Here is a 15,509-nt window from a genome sequence, read left to right on the forward strand (position 1 = left end):
ATGCATGTCCATGTCGTCGGCAATGCCTGCGTCGACACGATTTTTCGCGTCGGCCGCTTCCCTGCCGCCGGCGAGACTTTGAACGCCAGCAACTACGCCGACGGCCTCGGCGGCAAGGGAGCAAACCAGGCTGTTGCGGCCGCGCGCACGGGTGCTGCGGTAACGTTCTGGACGGCGCTCGGCAAGGACCGCGCAGGCGCATGGATCAGGAGCCGCCTCGACAGCGAGTTGTCTGACCTCGAGGCGATTGAATTCGACCTGCCAAGCGACCGCTCGACCATCGTCATTGAGGCCGGCGGCGAGAACTTCATCGTCAGCGGCGTCGCCTGCAGCGAGGCGTTCGATCCGATCGCGCAGACCGCACTTGCGCGCCGGATCGCTTCTGGCGACATCGTTGTCTGCCAAGGAAATTTGCGAGGCGCCGCGATAGACGCCTGCCTGCGGGCAGCACAGGAAAATGGCGCGCGCACCGTCCTGAATGCCAGCCCTATCGATGCGGCGGCTCTGCCTGATTTCGGCCTGGCGCAGCTGTTGGTGGTGAATCAATCCGAGGCGAAAGCGCTGACCGGCCAGGATGACATGTCAGCCGCCGCCGACGCGCTGGCGGCCAAAGGCGCCGGGACAGTCGTGATCACCCTTGGTGCGGAAGGCTGTCTCGCCCTTGGCCCGGACCGGGGAGGATCGTTTCGTTTGCCGGCACCACAGGTCGAGGCGCTCGATACCAGCGGCGCCGGCGATGTGTTTTGCGGCTGTCTGGCCGGCGGGTTTGCCAAGGGCATGTCGGTTGCCCCAGCGCTGAAGTTCGCGCTCGCGGCCGCGGCAATTGCGGTGACACGGCTCGGCACACTGATATCCTGTCCTTCCGCGTCTGAAATGGCGGCGCTCATCGATCAAACGGAGTTCTCATGACCCAGCTCGGTCAATCAGGCGGCGACGCGCTCGTAGAACTTTTCGGCCGCACCAAGGTGGTGATCGGCGTCGTTCATCTTGCGCCGCTTCCCGGCGCGCCGCGCTTTGACGGCGAGGCGGTCGAGGCGATCTATCAGCGCGGTCTGGACGATGCGAGATCCTATCTCGATGGCGGATGCGACGGCGTGATCGTCGAGAATCATGGCGACATCCCGTTTGCCAAACCTGACGATATCGGACCGGAGACAGCGGCCTATATGGCTGTTATTTCCGACCGTATCCGCCGCGAGTTCGGCAAGCCGGTCGGCATCAATGTGCTCGCTAACGCCGCGATCCCTGCCCTTGCGATCGCCAGCGCCTCCGGCGCCGGCTTTATCCGCGTCAATCAATGGGCGAATGCCTATGTCGCCAATGAGGGTTTTGTCGAGGGGGAGTCGGGTCGCGCGGCCCGCTATCGCGCCAGGCTGCGCGCCAACGGCATCCGCGTTTTCGCCGATGCTCATGTCAAGCACGGCGCGCACGCGATCGTTGCCGACCGCCCGCTGGACGAACTGGTCAAGGATCTGGTCTTCTTCGACGCCGACGCCATCATTGCGACCGGTCAACGCACCGGGCACGCTGCGGATCTGAGCTATATCAGCATGATCAAAGAGGCCGCCGGCCTGCCGACGCTGGTCGGCAGCGGCGTGACGCCCGACAATGCCAACGATATCCTTGCCATCGTCGACGGCGTCATCATCGCCAGCGCGCTGAAGCATGACGGCGTCTGGTGGAACCAGGTCGACCCTGCCCGAGTAAAAACGTTCATGAGCGGGCTGAGGCGATGATCGAGCGGCGACTGGAGCGAAGCTGCGGCCTTGGGCCGCAAACGCGGAGAACCGCAGGCGACGACCCGCAGGCCGCAGTCACGTTGTCGGCGGTCTCTTAGCCCATTCGGACCGGTACCAGTCGACGAATTTCTTCAGCCCGTCTTCTGTCGCAACGCTCGGCTTGAAGCCGAAATCGCGCTCCAGTGCCGTCATGTCGGCATAGGTCCGCTCGACATCGCTGCTTTGCATCGGCTCGCTGTGGCGGATCGCTTTTACACCGAGCAGTTTTTCCAGAGTGTCAATGAAATCGCCTAGCCGCACCGGCCGGTTGTTGCCGACATTGTAAAGCCTGCTCGGCGGAACTTCAGCCGATGGCGGCTTGTCGAGCACGGCAACGACAGCTCTCACCACGTCGTCGACATAAGTGAAATCCCGCCACATCTCGCCATTGTTGAACACCCGGATCGGCTTGCCTTCGAGCATCGCCTTGGTGAAGATCCAATAGGCCATGTCGGGCCGGCCCCAAGGACCGTAGACGGTGAAAAATCGCAAGCCGGTCTGCGGCACCCCGAAGAGATGGGCGTAGGTATGGCTCATCAATTCATCAGACTTCTTGGTGGCAGCGTAGAGCGAGACGGGCCTGTCGACCTGATCGGCCTCGCTGAACGGCACCTTGCGGTTGCCGCCATAGACCGAGCTCGAAGAGGCATAGACCAGATGCTCGAATGCGGGCTGCGCGCGACAGAATTCGAGCACTTCGAGATGGCCGACGACATTGGAACGGACATAGAGCCTCGGATTGTCGAGTGAATGGCGCACACCGGCCTGAGCGGCGAGGTGGACGATCCTGACTATGCCTTGCCCGGCCAAAGCGTCGGCAAGAGCGCCCTGTTCGGCGATATCGATCTGATGGAATGAAAAATCCTTGTGAGGCTGCAAGCGGGCGAGGCGCCCCTTTTTGAGCGCCAGGTCGTAATAGTCGTTCATATTGTCGACGCCGACGACCGCTTCCCCCCTGCTCAGGAGATGATGGCAAACATGGCTGCCGATGAATCCCGCGGCTCCGGTGACAAGTACAGGCACAAGGTTCTCCATGCATATGCTGGCACATGATCGCAGAATCGAGATCGATTGCGGAAAGGATCATGCGCAATGTCAAAACGCTACATCCGAATGAAACAACCGTCTCAGTCAGTGCTATAGCCAATAGGCGCTACCGACAAGCTGTGCGGTCGACGCGTCAGCTCGCCTCGCGCAGGGCCTCGGCCGCCTGCAGGTCGACCGACACCAGCTGGCTGACGCCTTGCTCGGCCATGGTGACCCCGAACAGCCGGTTCATGCGGGCCATGGTGATCGGGTTGTGCGTGATGATGACGAAGCGCGTCTCGGTGGTGGCCGCCATTTCGTCCATCAGATTGCAGAAACGCTCGACATTGTGATCGTCGAGCGGTGCATCGACCTCGTCGAGCACGCAGATCGGCGCGGGATTGGTCAGGAACACGGCAAAAATCAGCGACATCGCCGTCAACGCCTGTTCGCCGCCGGAAAGCAGCGTCATCGTCTGTGGTTTCTTGCCAGGTGGCCGCGCAAGGATTTCGAGACCGGCCTCGAGCGGATCGTCGGACTCGATCAGTTGCAGTTCCGCCGTGCCGCCGCCGAACAGATGCGAAAACAGCCGCTGGAAATGGCCATTGACCACGTCGAAGGCAGCCAGCAGGCGTTCGCGGCCTTCGCGGTTCAGGCTCTGAATCGCCTGCCGCAGCTTGCGGATAGCCTCGATGATGTCCTCACGTTCGGAAACGATGGTCTCCAGCCGGTCGGACAGTTCCTTCGTTTCTTCCTCGGCGCGCAGATTGACGGCGCCGAGCCGCTCGCGCTCGACCTTCAGCCGGTCGAGCTGACGCTCGATCTCAGTCATCTCCGGCATCGGGCTGTCGGCCTCCAGGCCGGTGTGACGGATGACCAGATGCGGCGGCGTGTTCAGTGTTTCCTGGATGCGCGCCTCGACCTCGAGCCGTCTTTCATCGGCAGCGGTCAGCCGCTCTTCGGCGCGGACGCGGGTTTCGCGCGCCTCGGCCAGCGACTGGATCGCTGATGTCGCGGCCTTGTCCAGTTCGGACTGCTTGTTTTCCGCTTCCTGCAACCGGTCGCCGGCAGCCTGGCGCAGGCTTTCGGCCTCGGCAAGCTGCGACAGCAAGGCGCGCCGCTTGGCGTCGATCTCGTCGGGTGCGTCGGCCAGCCTTTCGCGTTCGGCTTCGGCCTCGGCCTTGCGTTCGCCGAGTGCGGCGATCTGTGTCGAGGCATTTTCGGCGCGCTCCAGCCAGTTGCGGCGTTCCGCGCCGATGGCGTCGAGGCGGCGCGTGCGCGCTTCGGCTTCCCGCCTCAATCCCTCATGGACGGCGCGGGCATCGGCAAGGGTGGCGCGGTCGCGAGCGACGTTGGCGGCCGACTGATCGAGTTGCAACTGCAGATCACCGAGATCGGGAGCGCTTTGCAGCAGCATCTCGGCCTCGACAAAAGCCGCCGCCGTCTCTTCATGGCTGTCGACGATGCGCGCGCGCGCCTCGTCAAGCGCGGCGCGCCGGCTCGACAGCTCACCGCCGGCCTTCTCGGCCTCGGCCAGCGCGTTGCGGGCGGCGTCCAGCCCATGCTGGGCATCACGCCCGGCTTGACGGGCGTTGCGCTCGGCCTCGCTCGCCTGGGCAAGCGCCTGCTCGGCATGGGCAAGAGCTTCTTCGGCCTGGCGCAGGATGCGCGTCGCGTGGACCGCCTCGGCATCGAGTTCGGCCAGCCGGTTCTTCTGCGCCAGCCGCTGCGCGGCGGCGGTCGGCGCATCGGCGCTGGCGGTGAGCCCATCCCAGCGCCAGAGCGCCCCTTCGCGGCTGACCAGCCGCTGCCCGGGAGCAAGCTGCGCCTGCAACCGCTTTCCGTCGCCGGCCTCGACGATGCCGATCTGCGCCAACCGGCGGGCGAGTTGCGCCGGCGCGCGGACGACGCTGGCAAGGTTCTTGATGCCTTCGGGAAGAGCGGCGTCGCCGGGCTGAACCTCGCTTTGGCCCCAATGCACCGGCGCGCTGCGGTCGAGAGGCACGTCGAGATCTTCGCCAAGGGCGGCGCCCAGCGCCGTCTCGTAGCCGCGCTCGACGCTGATCTGCTCCAGCACGGACGGGAAGAGGTCGCCGCTCGCGGCATTCAGGATTTTTGCCAGCGTGCGGGCCTCGGTTTCGATTCGCGCCAGCTCGGCCTTTGCATCCTGAACCGGCGGGCGGGCGGCGCTCTCCGCCGCGCGCGCGTCGGCGACAGCCTGTTCGGCGGCAATCGCCGCGGCTTCGGTTTCCTCGAGCAGCGCCAGCGCCTGTTCAACCAGAAGTTGCTTCTCGGCGGGATCGGCCAGGCCGGCGACCCTGGAGGCGATATCGGACAATTCCCGGTCGACATCGGCGAGCTGGCGGGCGAAACGGTCGCGGCGCTCCGCGGTGTCGCGCAGCGTTCGTTCGATCTGGTTGCGGGAAGCGGCGGCCTCCGCCCGTTCGGCGGTCAGCCCGGCGAGTTTGGCTTCACTGGCGGCAAGCGTCGACGCAGCCTGTTCGACCGCCGCGCGGGTGCTGGCCTCGCGATCGGCGGCGCCGGCGTTCTCGGTGTTGAGCGCAGTTTCTTCGGCGGCGAGACGCTCAAGAATATCCGCATTGTCGCGGACCATCCGCTCCTCGCGGACGATGTCGCCGTCGAGCTGCTGGAGCCGGCGGTCGAGCTCCAGTTGGCGGGCGCGGATGCGGCCCGCTTCTTCCTCGATCTGCGTCTTGGCGATCGACAGGCGCTGGAAGGCGGCAGCGGCGGCGGCTTCGGCGTCGCGCAGGTCCGGCAACCGATGGGCGCCGATCCCTTGCTCTCTGGCGGCAGCCATCTGGGCGGCGGCGCGGTCGCCGACCAGTGCCGTGGCGATCGCCAGCGCCGAGCGCGCCTCGCCTTCCTGCGTCTTGGCCAGCGTCCAGCGCAGATGCAGCAGCGTCGCTTCAGCCTTGCGGATATCGGCCGACAGGTTCTTGAAGCGCGAGGCCTGGCGAGCCTGGCGCTTCAGGCTTTCGATCTGGCTTTCCAGCTCGCCGACGACATCGTCCAGCCGTTCCAGATTCTGTTCGGCCGCTTTCAGACGCAGTTCCGCCTCGTGGCGACGTGTGTGCAGACCCGAAATGCCAGCCGCCTCTTCCAGCAGCGCGCGACGCGCCTGCGGCTTGGCCTGGATCAGCTCGCCGATGCGGCCCTGCCCGACCATCGAGGGCGAACGGGCGCCGGTCGACTGGTCGGCGAAAAGCAGCTGCACGTCCTTGGCGCGGGCTTCCTTGCCGTTGATGCGGTAGAGCGAACCCGCCTCGCGCTCGATGCGACGCGAAACCTGCAACTCGTCCGCGTCGTTGAAGGCCGAGGGCGCGCTACGGTCGCTGTTGTCGAGGAAAAGCGTGACTTCGGCGGTGTTGCGGGCCGGACGCGTTCCGGAACCGGAAAAGATGACGTCGTCCATGCCGGACGCGCGCATGTTCTTGTACGAGCTTTCGCCCATCACCCAGCGCAGCGCCTCGACAAGGTTCGACTTGCCGCAGCCGTTGGGGCCGACGATGCCAGTCAGGCCGCGTTCGATGACGAACTCACCGGGTTCGACGAACGACTTGAAACCGAGCAGGCGAAGGCGCGAGAATTTCATTCGCGCCGCCCCAAAAGCGGGTTCTGCAAAAGTGTTCCGCGGTTTGGCGACAAGAACTCGCGGCGCAACAAAAAGTTGCGCACGCCGAAGCGCAGCCGCTTCGGCGCTGCCGAAACGTCAAAGCAGAGGGTCGATAATGGCCGAGATTTCCTCAATCGACAGCGCCCCCTTGTAGGTTTTCCCGTTGATAAAGAAGGTCGGCGTCGAGTCGACCTTGAATTCATCGGCGCCGCGCTTCTGGACCGACCTCACATCGTCCAGAAGTTTCTGGTCCGTCAAGCAGGCCTCGAACGACTCCTGTGTAAAACCGGCCATCTTGGAGATTTGCAGCAGGGCGTCCTTGGTATTGGCGACACCTGCCCAGTTCGCCTGCTGCTTGAACAGAACGTCCACCATTGGGAAATAATTGTCCTTGGAGCAGCGCGCCAGCATGAAACCGGCCTCGGCGCTGGGATCGAAGGGGAACTCGCGCAGGATAAGGCGGGCCTTGCCGGTATCGATGTATTTCGTCTTCAGCGCCGGGAGGGTGGTTTCATGGAAATGCGCGCAGTGCGGGCAGGTCATCGAGGCATATTCGACGATGGCGACCTTCGCGTCGTCCTTGCCGAGCTGCATGTCGGGCAGTGCGCCGGGCTTCAGCAAGGCAGCCATGTCCACCGTGCCCTGGGCCTCAGGCGCCTTGGCCGCGGCCGGCTTCGCCGGATCGGCCGGCTTCATCGCATCGGCGGGGGCCGCAGGCTTCACATCCTCCGCCACGGCTTTCTCGCCCGAGTCGCTGCAGGCGGCGAGCAGAGCCACCGCCGGAATGGCGGCCAGTGACGACAGGAGGTTTCTGCGGGACAAAAGACGGGGCATACGAATCACCTGACAATGGTTGGATTTTGCAATGCAAAGGCTAGAAAAGGCGAGAGTTGGCGCGAATTAAGGCATCGCCGTCCCCATTCCAATCGCCAAATCCTGGCTACGCGATCACGAAAGCGCGAGATTATGTTTTCTTTTGACCGAGAATGGTGGCGCCGAGCCGCTCCAGCGAGGCGCGCAGCCCATCATCCTCGATCATTCCGACAGTGCCCGACAGCTTCACCTTCTCGGCCGCGGTCAGCGGCCGGATGCTTGGTTTAAGCCGGCCTTTGTCAACCGTGACCGGCTTTTGCACGATTCTGATCCGGCCGATAGCGTTGAAGCCGAGGAAAGCGTTGACCCGGTTGATGATCTCGCCGGTCTCGTGCTGCAGATGGAGCGCCGCCATGCCTTCGCAGGCGATGACCAGCACCGCCGGCTCGAACGGATCATCTTCATGCATTCGGCGCGGCCACTGGATCTTTTCAGGGCGCGAACGGCTGGCAAGCCGCGGCCCGGCAATCTCCTCCCATGACTGGACGAGCCCGATCGACATGCCGGCTCGCTTGCGCAGCACCGGATCGAGGATCTGGGTTGCGAGATCACTCACCGGAACGGGATTGCCGAAGGGCCTTTTCCCTGCCATGTGCGTTCTCCAGTCACGACCTTCACCATACATCGGTTAGGCCAGTCCTCGATCAATGGCACTGCACGACCAGACCCGCAAGACCGCATCCTGCGACAGCGGCAAAGCCGCATCCGGAGACAGCGGCGAGATCGCGTCCCGCCTGCTCGCTTGGTACGACGGGCATCACCGCGACTTGCCGTGGCGCATTGCGCCGCGCGAGTTGGCACGCGGCATACGACCCGATCCCTACCGGGTCTGGCTTTCCGAAGTCATGCTGCAGCAGACCACGGTCGAAGCCGTAAAATCCTATTTCCGGGCCTTTGTCGAGAAATGGCCCGATATCGAGGCGTTGGCCGCTTCACCGACAGAAGACGTCATGAAGGCCTGGGCCGGACTCGGCTATTATTCCCGCGCGCGCAATCTCAAGGCCTGCGCCGACCTCGTCGCGCGGCAAGGCGGCAGGTTTCCGGATACGCAAGCTGACTTGAGAGAGCTGCCCGGCATCGGCGCCTACACGGCGGCGGCGATCGCCGCGATCGCCTTCGACCAGCCCGCCGCGGTCGTCGACGGCAATGTCGAGCGGGTGGTTTCCCGGCTGTTTTCGATCGTCACGCCGCTGAGCGAGGCCAAGAGCGACATACGCACCTATGTCGAGCGCATGGTTCCAGCGACCAGACCGGGCGATTTCGCCCAGGCGATGATGGATCTCGGCGCGACGATCTGCACGCCGCGGCGGCCGCGCTGCGGGCTCTGCCCGCTGCGTGAGGATTGCAGCGCCATTATTTCCGGCGATGCCGAACGCTTCCCTGTCCGCCTGCCGAAGGGCGAGAAACCATTGCGGCGCGGGGCCGCTTTCGTTGCCGTACGCGGCGATGGCGCCATCCTTTTGCGCAAACGTGGGGATAAGGGCCTGCTCGGCGGCATGACCGAAGTGCCGACGACCGGCTGGACCGCGCGGATCGACGGCGGCACCACAGCGGCGGCGGCGCCCTTCCCCGGCAACTGGCGGCCAGCCGGGAAGATTGGCCATGTCTTCACCCATTTTGCGCTCGAACTCGAAATCTTCAAAGCGATGGCCGATGTCGCCGCCCCAGCGGGTCATTTCTGGTCGCTGGCCGACGAAATTTCCGGCGAAGCACTGCCCACCGTCATGAAAAAGGTAATCGAAGCAGCGATACCGGGCGCGACGAAGAAGCAGCGCGCACATTGAATCGCCCACGTCGCCCCATATGAACTGCGTTGAACGAGGACAAGAATGACCGAAATCCGCCACATCGTTTTCGACATCGGCAGAGTGCTGATCCACTACGATCCGAACCTGCCATTCAGCCGTATCATTCCGGATGCCGAGGAGAGAAAGTGGTTTTTCGACAATGTCTGCACGCATGACTGGAACATCGAGCAGGACCGCGGCCGCACCTGGGAAGAGGCCGAGGCGTTGCTGATCGCCGAACACCCGGACCACGCCGAAAACATCCGCAACTTCCGCCGCCTCTGGCACGAGATGGTGCCGCACGCTTACGACGACAGCGTCCAGCTCATGGACAAGCTGATCGAGAGCGGCCACGACGTCACCATGCTGACCAATTTTGCGTCAGACACGCTTGCAGAAGCCCGGCAGCGTTTCGACTTTCTCAACCGCCCGCGCGGTGTGACCATTTCGGGCGAGATCGGCATGATCAAGCCGGATCGCGGCATTTACGACCATCACGTCGCCGCGTTCGGCCTCGAGCCCGCGGCCACGCTGTTTATCGACGACAGCCAAAAGAATGTCGCCGGCGCCAAGGCGGCCGGCTGGCAGTCGGTGCTGTTCACCGACGCAAAGACGCTCGAGGCGGACCTCGATCGCCTGGGGGTCAGAGTGTGATCACTGTGATGGGCCTGACCGCAGTCGCTGAGACGTGCGGTCCACGGCGCTGCCATTGGATCCGTCTCGCGCGCTACTTGACGTGTGAGGCGTAGATGCGATCGAACTCACCCGTCGCCTTGGCAAGATGCAACCATTGGTCGACATAGGCCTTGAAGACAACGGCACCCTCAGGAAGCATATAACCCATTTCGCCATATTGGAGCGGCTTCTCGGGGTTGATCGCGCAAAGGCCGGGGTGAAGTTTCTCCTGCAACTCGGTTTCGACCGATTCGGCGATCATGATATCGGCTTTGCCGTCAAGGATTTGGCGGAAGATCGTGACGTTGTCCGGGTAGATCTCAATTTTAGCGTCACTGAGTTTTTCACGCACGAATTTCTCATTGGTCCCGCCGGGATTAACAATCACAGTCACATCCGGCTTGTTGATGTCGGCAATCGATTGGAATTTCGCCTCGTCCTCGCAGCGCGCAATCGGTGCCTTGCCGTTGACGAGATAGGGCTCGCTGAAGAACACCTGCTTCTGGCGTTCCAGGGTCACCGAAACACCGCCCATCGCGATGTCGCACTTGCCGGTTGTAAAATCGGCAAGCAATTTTTTCCAGGTAGTCGCCACGAAGTCCGCCTCGACCCCTAGTGAACTTGCCAGAGATTTTGCGAGATCGATATCGATGCCCTGGTAGTTGTTCGCGGGCTTGTCATGAAAGGTGAAGGGCTTGTAGTCGCCGGTCGTACAGACGCGCAGCTTGCCGTTCTTGATAACCGCATCAAGCTGGTTTTCTGCGCCGGTGTTTTGGGCAATCGCCGGAGAGGCCAACAAACCCATGACGAGGGCGGCGACAAACGGCGAGGCAAGAGCTTTCATGGATCTGGTCTCCATTGGATAAGAGAATCGAGCATTCGAGAAACGGTGGGCAAAGGTCAATAACTCTTCCTGGGGAATCACTCACGTGATCCCTCCGAGGGCGGCTTTCGTTTGTGACGGCTTTGTGGGTCAGGAGCAGAATGTATATATCTTAGTCCAGTTCATACACATCGAGCGCAGCCATGCGAACCAACATTGAACTCGACGACAAACTGATCGCGGAGGCCATGGCCGCCTCCGGTCTCAAGACCAAGAAAGCGACGATTGAGGCGGCACTGCGCGCTCTGGTGCGCCAGCACCGGCAGGATACGGCTATCGCGGCCCTTGCCGGCGCCGGCTGGGATGGCGATCTTGAGGCCATGCGGGAAGGCCGTTCGCCCGATCAGCAGCGATGAACGCGACAGTCCCGTGTGAATCGGTCATCTCCGCAATACGGCCAGACCCGATGGTTCGTTACCTCGGTCTGTGGTCTGCGACTTGCATGATCGTGAGATTCCAACCGACGAGCGCTGGTCTTCTCAGCACAGGTGTGTGTGTGCGGCATCAAGGAGCAACCCGGCGAAAGGACAGGCCAAGCGCGGTCCTGCTTCCCCCCGGAGACGATGTGCAACGAGATCGCTGTAGCGGTTATCGTCAGGCCCCTGCCCGCTCCATGCCGAGGCGGGCGATGCGGCGAAGCTCGTCGATCGGGGTCAGGCCGCCACTGCGCTCATAGTGCCAGAAGGTCCAGCCGTTGCAGGCATCCAGCCCCTGCACTTCCGCGCCGATCTTGTGGATCGATCCGGCGCTGCCGCCGACCGCCACAGTGCCGTCGGCGCGCACCCTGGCCGCCCAGCGCTTCTTGGCGTCGTAGAGCGTGGCGCCCGGCAGCATCAGCCCGGTGTCGATGAGGCTGACGAAAGCGACGCGCGGCTCGGCGCGCTTGCCGGTAAGCACGGTAAGCGCAGCGCCGTCCAGCGGCCGGACTGCATCGATGCGCTCGTTGGCGGCGTCGATATAGGCCTGCTCGCGCTCGATGCCGACGAAATGGCGGCCGAGGCGCTTGGCCACGGCGCCGGTGGTGCCGGAGCCGAAAAAGGGATCGAGCACGATATCACCGGGCTTCGTCGAGGCCATCATGATGCGGGCGAGCAGCGCTTCGGGCTTCTGCGTCGGATGCAGCTTGTCGCCATTTTCGTTCTTGAGGCGCTCAGCGCCGGTGCAGATCGGAAACAGCCAGTCGGACCGCATCTGGATGTCGTCGTTCGACGCCTTCAGCGCTTCGTAGTTGAAGGTGTAACCCTTCCCCTTCTGATCGCGCGAGGCCCAGATCATCGTCTCATGGGCGTTCTGGAAGCGGCGGCCGCGGAAATTCGGCATCGGATTGGTCTTGCGCCAGACGACATCGTTGAGGATCCAGTACCCCAGATCCTGCATCTTGGCGCCGACCCTGAAAATGTTGTGGTAGGAGCCAATGACCCAGATGGTGCCGTTGGGCTTCAACACGCGGCGCGCCGCCAGCAGCCAGGCCCGGGTGAAGGCGTCGTAGACCTCAAAACTTGCGAACTGGTCCCAGTCGTCGTCGACGGCATCGACCTTGGACTGGTCGGGCCGGTGCAGATCGCCGTCGAGCTGCAGATTGTAGGGCGGATCGGCAAAGATCACGTCGATGGATTTTTCGGGCAGCCGGTCGAGCGCGGCGACGCAATCGCCCTTCAGGATCGTATCGAGCCATTCAGATTGCTGGGGAGCATGGGAAAGCTCGTCGAGAAGACGCACGGCAGACATTGTTACACCCAAAGCACGCGTTACTGTTTACTCCCTGTTATGGTTACCGATCAGCGTAAATATTCGGTGAAGGCCCAAGGGTCCGGATCGGGTGCAGACCCCGGGTAATTTGCGAAGATCGGCCTGTTGGTGTATGCCGCGCCGCCTGAACCGTCCCAGCCTCCTCCCTCCCGCTTTCCGGATCGCTATGCCCCAGCCAGACCTTGTCATCTTCGATTGCGACGGCGTGCTCGTCGATTCCGAGATCATCGCCGCGCGCATCGAAGCCGAGCTGTTGACGTCGGCCGGCTACGAGATATCGGCCGAGGAGATTTCCGAAACCTATGCCGGGCTGACCTTCAAGGACATCATGATGCGGGTCGAGGAAAAATCCCGCGTCCCATTCCAGGCCTCGCTGATCGATCGCGCCGAAGACCTGGTCGACCGCCGCCTGCGCAGCGACGTGCGCGCCGTCGACGGGGTGCACGAGGCGGTCGCCGCGGTGAGGGCGCCGCGCTGCATCTGCTCGAATTCGCGCACCGAGCGGATCGAATTCATGCTGGAGAAGGTGCATCTGCTGCCGTTTTTCAGCGGCCGGATTTTTTCCTCGCTGGAAACACCAAGCGGGAAATCCAAGCCGGCGCCCGACGTGTTTCTCTTTGCCGCGGCAACGCTCCAGGCCGATCCGGCGAACACCTTCGTCATCGAGGATTCCGTGCATGGCGTGACCGGCGCCAAGACAGCCGGCATGCGTGTGATCGGCTTCACCGGAGCGGCGCACAGCTATCCCGGGCATGCCGACTCGCTGACCGAGGCCGGCGCCGAAACGGTCATCCGCCGCTGGGCGGAACTGAAAAGCGTGATCTCCGCCCTGTCGGAGTGGTCGGCGGATGCGTGAAGCAGGCGTCCAAATGGACGCGCAGATCCAAAGCCGCGGCTATTCGGCCGCGGCAACCTTCTTGTCGGTCTTCTTCGGCGGGCCTTCGTCATAGCCGGCGAACACCTGATAGTCCCGCGCGGTGGGCTCGGGAACGACAACGTTCGAATCGGTGAAGACGAACTGGGTGGCACTCGAGGGATTGGTAACCTGGACCTGATGTTGGTGAAGCTGCGAGTAAAGGACCTCCTTGCCATGCATCACAGCGATACGGATCGGCATGGTGATGGTGCCAGGGCTGAACATCGGTCCCGGAACGACCTTGCCGGCGACGGCGATCTTCATCGTCAGCGAGCCGTTGGCGCGGATGCAGTCGCGGGTCACATCGGTGATCGAAGCCTGATAGACGATCTTGGCGGAACCATCCTGCTGGCCGCTGCTCGCGTCAAGCGCGGCAGCTTCTGCATCCAGGGTGGCGGCTTTTTTCTTGGGCTTTTGACTGCCCTTGGCATAGGTGTTGAAGAAGGCGGTGCCGTCGCGCAGCGTCACTTTCGGACAATAGGCCAGCAATTGGCTGGCGAGAACCTTGGGGTCCGGCGGTGGTGGCGGTGTCGTGTCCTTCTTTCCGAAGCCCAGCATGCTGCTGCCGCCTGATTGGCAGCCGGCGGCGGTAAGCATAAAGCCGGCGAGCGCCAGACCCGCGACAAAACGACCGTTAAATGTATGAAACGCCATGAACTGCACTTCCCTCTCGCAAAGCGGGTGACGTATATCAACCGCGCGGCAAAAATGCGACTGAGCAAGTACGGAAATTAACCACTTTGCCGCGGACAATACCGCCCGGCAGCAATGGAACATGACGATGCGCTATGTGAGTACCCGCGGGGAAGCGCCCGTGCTTGGATTTTCCGACGCTGTGCTGGCTGGTTTGGCGCGCGATGGCGGACTTTATGTCCCTGAAACCTGGCCGCAGTTTTCGGCAGCTGAGATCCGCGCGATGCGCGGCCTTGCCTATCCCGACCTCGCGATCCGCGTGTTGTCGCCGTTTCTCGGCGGCGAGATCGCGATGCCGGTGTTCGAACGCCTGGTGCGCGAAGCCTATGCGACGTTCCGTCACGAGGCGGTCTGCCCGCTGGTGCAGACCGGCTCGAACATGTTCGTTCTGGAACTCTTTCATGGCCCGACGCTTGCCTTCAAGGACGTCGCCATGCAGCTTCTCGCCCGGCTGATGGACCATGTGCTTGCCGAACGCGACCAGCGCGCCAGCATTGTCGGCGCCACCTCCGGCGATACCGGCGGGGCCGCCATCGATGCCTTCGCCGGGCGCAACCGCACCGACATCTTCGTTCTTTTCCCGCACGGCCGGGTCTCGCCGGTGCAGCAGCGGCAGATGACGACGTCCATCGCCGCAAATGTCCATGCGCTGGCGGTCGAAGGCAATTTCGACGATTGTCAGGGCCTGGTGAAGGACATGTTCAACGATCACGGTTTTCGCGACCGGGTCTCGTTGTCCGGCGTCAATTCGATCAACTGGGCCCGCATCATGGCCCAGATCGTCTACTACTTCTCATCGTCGCTGTCGCTCGGGGCGCCCGACCGGCCGATTTCGTTCACGGTGCCGACCGGCAATTTCGGCGACATCTTCGCCGGCTACGCCGCCAAGAAGATGGGGCTGCCGATCGAGCGGCTGATCATTGCAACCAACGACAACGACATTCTGGCGCGCACGCTGTCGAGCGGCGAGTACCGCACGAAAGGCGTCTTTTCGACCACGTCGCCGTCGATGGACATCCAGGTCTCTTCGAATTTCGAGCGCTTGCTGTTCGAGGCGGCCGGCCGCGACGCCTCTACCGTGCGGCGCTACATGAGCGGCCTAAAGCAGTCCGGCGCCTTCACCATCGAAGCGGGCGAGATCGCCAGGATCCGCTCCGAATTCGACGCCGGCCGCTCGACCATGGACGAAGTCGCAGCCACGATCCGCTCGACGCTCGCAGCCAGCAACTATCTGCTCGACCCGCACACGGCCGCGGCCATGCACGTTGCGGTTGCAAAAGCCACCAATGCCGTGCCGATGGTGGTGCTGGGCACCGCCCATCCGGCAAAGTTCCTCGCCGCCGTCGAAGCGTCCAGCGGCGTGTCGCCTGCCCTGCCCGCATGGCTAGGCGGGTTGATGACTTCAGAGGAAAAATACACGGTACTTCCATCCGACCTGAAAATGGTGGAAGATTATGTTAGCCACCACACGCGGGCGGCAAATTAGGGAGTATCA

14 protein-coding genes are annotated in these 15,509 nt (G+C 63.2%); 7 read left to right on the forward strand and 7 right to left on the reverse strand.

The window, feature by feature from the left end; translation table 11 throughout:
* Entirely contained in the window at positions 1-909 is a 909-nt protein-coding gene (locus AC0L18_RS09050) for a PfkB family carbohydrate kinase (RefSeq protein WP_473491720.1), read from the forward strand.
* Complete coding sequence (locus tag AC0L18_RS09055) at positions 906-1,736, forward strand: BtpA/SgcQ family protein (RefSeq protein ID WP_473491721.1); 831 nt, start codon at positions 906-908, stop codon at positions 1,734-1,736. The genes AC0L18_RS09050 and AC0L18_RS09055 overlap by 4 nt, the downstream gene beginning before the upstream one ends.
* Before the next feature lie 78 nt (positions 1,737-1,814).
* On the opposite strand, the gene AC0L18_RS09060 is transcribed toward AC0L18_RS09055, so the two are convergent.
* The 4 genes from AC0L18_RS09060 to AC0L18_RS09075 all read right to left on the reverse strand — a co-directional run bounded on the left by AC0L18_RS09060 (position 1,815) and on the right by AC0L18_RS09075 (position 7,903).
* Positions 1,815-2,801: an NAD-dependent epimerase/dehydratase family protein gene (locus AC0L18_RS09060; protein WP_473491723.1), complete on the reverse strand. Its 987-nt coding sequence runs from the start codon at positions 2,799-2,801 to the stop codon at positions 1,815-1,817.
* A gap of 157 nt (positions 2,802-2,958) precedes the next feature.
* Positions 2,959-6,417, reverse strand: coding sequence for a chromosome segregation protein SMC (gene smc, locus AC0L18_RS09065; protein WP_473491725.1), 3,459 nt, complete (start codon positions 6,415-6,417; stop codon positions 2,959-2,961).
* Positions 6,418-6,534: 117 nt separating this feature from the next.
* A complete protein-coding gene (locus AC0L18_RS09070) occupies positions 6,535-7,272 on the reverse strand; it encodes a DsbA family protein (RefSeq protein WP_473491727.1) in 738 nt (245 codons plus the stop codon).
* Between the two features lie 130 nt (positions 7,273-7,402).
* Positions 7,403-7,903 (reverse strand): DUF721 domain-containing protein, encoded by a 501-nt coding sequence (locus AC0L18_RS09075; RefSeq protein ID WP_023802726.1) that lies wholly within the window; start codon positions 7,901-7,903, stop codon positions 7,403-7,405.
* Positions 7,904-7,958: 55 nt separating this feature from the next.
* Here AC0L18_RS09075 and mutY point away from each other — a divergent pair, with 55 nt between their 5' ends.
* Positions 7,959-9,095 (forward strand): A/G-specific adenine glycosylase, encoded by a 1,137-nt coding sequence (gene mutY, locus AC0L18_RS09080; RefSeq protein ID WP_473491729.1) that lies wholly within the window; start codon positions 7,959-7,961, stop codon positions 9,093-9,095.
* Between the two features lie 45 nt (positions 9,096-9,140).
* On the forward strand, positions 9,141-9,752 hold the full coding sequence (locus tag AC0L18_RS09085) for an HAD family hydrolase (protein WP_473491731.1): 612 nt from the start codon (positions 9,141-9,143) through the stop codon (positions 9,750-9,752).
* Between the two features lie 73 nt (positions 9,753-9,825).
* Here AC0L18_RS09085 and AC0L18_RS09090 read toward each other — a convergent pair whose 3' ends face one another.
* On the reverse strand, positions 9,826-10,617 hold the full coding sequence (locus tag AC0L18_RS09090) for a transporter substrate-binding domain-containing protein (protein ID WP_473491732.1): 792 nt from the start codon (positions 10,615-10,617) through the stop codon (positions 9,826-9,828).
* Between the two features lie 182 nt (positions 10,618-10,799).
* Here AC0L18_RS09090 and AC0L18_RS09095 point away from each other — a divergent pair, with 182 nt between their 5' ends.
* Positions 10,800-11,012: a type II toxin-antitoxin system VapB family antitoxin gene (locus tag AC0L18_RS09095; protein ID WP_287217479.1), complete on the forward strand. Its 213-nt coding sequence runs from the start codon at positions 10,800-10,802 to the stop codon at positions 11,010-11,012.
* A 238-nt stretch (positions 11,013-11,250) separates the two neighbouring features.
* Here the strand turns inward: AC0L18_RS09095 and AC0L18_RS09100 are convergent, their stop codons facing one another.
* Positions 11,251-12,384 (reverse strand): site-specific DNA-methyltransferase, encoded by a 1,134-nt coding sequence (locus AC0L18_RS09100; RefSeq protein WP_023799298.1) that lies wholly within the window; start codon positions 12,382-12,384, stop codon positions 11,251-11,253.
* A 187-nt stretch (positions 12,385-12,571) separates the two neighbouring features.
* On the opposite strand from AC0L18_RS09100, the gene AC0L18_RS09105 reads away from it, so the two are divergent.
* The gene (locus AC0L18_RS09105; protein WP_473491733.1) at positions 12,572-13,261 is read left to right on the forward strand and encodes an HAD family hydrolase; all 690 of its coding nucleotides are present in this window, start codon (positions 12,572-12,574) and stop codon (positions 13,259-13,261) included.
* A 39-nt stretch (positions 13,262-13,300) separates the two neighbouring features.
* Here AC0L18_RS09105 and AC0L18_RS09110 read toward each other — a convergent pair whose 3' ends face one another.
* On the reverse strand, positions 13,301-13,975 hold the full coding sequence (locus AC0L18_RS09110; protein ID WP_287172147.1) for a hypothetical protein: 675 nt from the start codon (positions 13,973-13,975) through the stop codon (positions 13,301-13,303).
* Positions 13,976-14,102: 127 nt separating this feature from the next.
* Between AC0L18_RS09110 and thrC the strand changes: the two genes are divergently transcribed.
* Positions 14,103-15,500 (forward strand): threonine synthase, encoded by a 1,398-nt coding sequence (gene thrC, locus AC0L18_RS09115; protein WP_473491735.1) that lies wholly within the window; start codon positions 14,103-14,105, stop codon positions 15,498-15,500.
* Positions 15,501-15,509: the final 9 nt, after the last annotated feature.

The sequence above is a fragment of the Mesorhizobium sp. WSM4819 genome (genome assembly GCF_055811215.1).

Coding starts and splice junctions, on each gene's coding strand:
- AC0L18_RS09050 (WP_473491720.1), top strand. CDS start 1: ATGCATGTCCATGTCGTCGGCAATGCCTGCGTCGACACGATTTTTCGC.
- AC0L18_RS09055 (WP_473491721.1), top strand. CDS start 906: ATGACCCAGCTCGGTCAATCAGGCGGCGACGCGCTCGTAGAACTTTTC.
- smc (WP_473491725.1), bottom strand. CDS start 6,417: ATGAAATTCTCGCGCCTTCGCCTGCTCGGTTTCAAGTCGTTCGTCGAA.
- AC0L18_RS09070 (WP_473491727.1), bottom strand. CDS start 7,272: ATGCCCCGTCTTTTGTCCCGCAGAAACCTCCTGTCGTCACTGGCCGCC.
- AC0L18_RS09075 (WP_023802726.1), bottom strand. CDS start 7,903: ATGGCAGGGAAAAGGCCCTTCGGCAATCCCGTTCCGGTGAGTGATCTC.
- mutY (WP_473491729.1), top strand. CDS start 7,959: ATGGCACTGCACGACCAGACCCGCAAGACCGCATCCTGCGACAGCGGC.
- AC0L18_RS09085 (WP_473491731.1), top strand. CDS start 9,141: ATGACCGAAATCCGCCACATCGTTTTCGACATCGGCAGAGTGCTGATC.
- AC0L18_RS09090 (WP_473491732.1), bottom strand. CDS start 10,617: ATGAAAGCTCTTGCCTCGCCGTTTGTCGCCGCCCTCGTCATGGGTTTG.
- AC0L18_RS09095 (WP_287217479.1), top strand. CDS start 10,800: ATGCGAACCAACATTGAACTCGACGACAAACTGATCGCGGAGGCCATG.
- AC0L18_RS09100 (WP_023799298.1), bottom strand. CDS start 12,384: ATGTCTGCCGTGCGTCTTCTCGACGAGCTTTCCCATGCTCCCCAGCAA.
- AC0L18_RS09105 (WP_473491733.1), top strand. CDS start 12,572: ATGCCCCAGCCAGACCTTGTCATCTTCGATTGCGACGGCGTGCTCGTC.
- AC0L18_RS09110 (WP_287172147.1), bottom strand. CDS start 13,975: ATGGCGTTTCATACATTTAACGGTCGTTTTGTCGCGGGTCTGGCGCTC.
- thrC (WP_473491735.1), top strand. CDS start 14,103: ATGCGCTATGTGAGTACCCGCGGGGAAGCGCCCGTGCTTGGATTTTCC.